Origin of the sequence: Staphylococcus pasteuri, assembly GCF_030547725.1 — a bacterium.
GTDB lineage: Bacteria > Bacillota > Bacilli > Staphylococcales > Staphylococcaceae > Staphylococcus > Staphylococcus pasteuri.
This window is the reverse complement of the sequence record NZ_JAUOQO010000419.1, coordinates 1-265: the sequence shown is the minus strand read 5'-3', so window position 1 is coordinate 265 and position 265 is coordinate 1. Positions and strand designations below refer to the sequence as shown.

Below are 265 nucleotides of genomic sequence, written 5' to 3'. Positions count from 1 at the left end.
ATTTAGGACGATGCTGTAATAACAGCAAGCGTAGCGCTAACATACGTTGCTCGTTGTCATCTACCTTATAAAAGTGCTGAGAAATAGACGAGTCATCGTGAGTGCTAGCCACTTCTATACGTACTGGTTCGCGCATTATGTGCTGAGAAATACTCTCAATTTGAGCAGGGAAAGTTGCGCTAAATAGCAAGGTTTGGCGATCACTCGGTGCTAACTCAATAATGGCATCAATGGCCGATTGAAAGCCCATTTCCAACATGCGATC

1 protein-coding gene is annotated in these 265 nt (G+C 44.2%); it reads right to left on the bottom strand.

Annotated elements, in window-relative coordinates; all coding sequences use genetic code 11:
• Positions 1-265: DEAD/DEAH box helicase (locus tag Q4528_RS14210; protein WP_368506725.1), on the bottom strand; the 265-nt coding region annotated here is incomplete at both ends.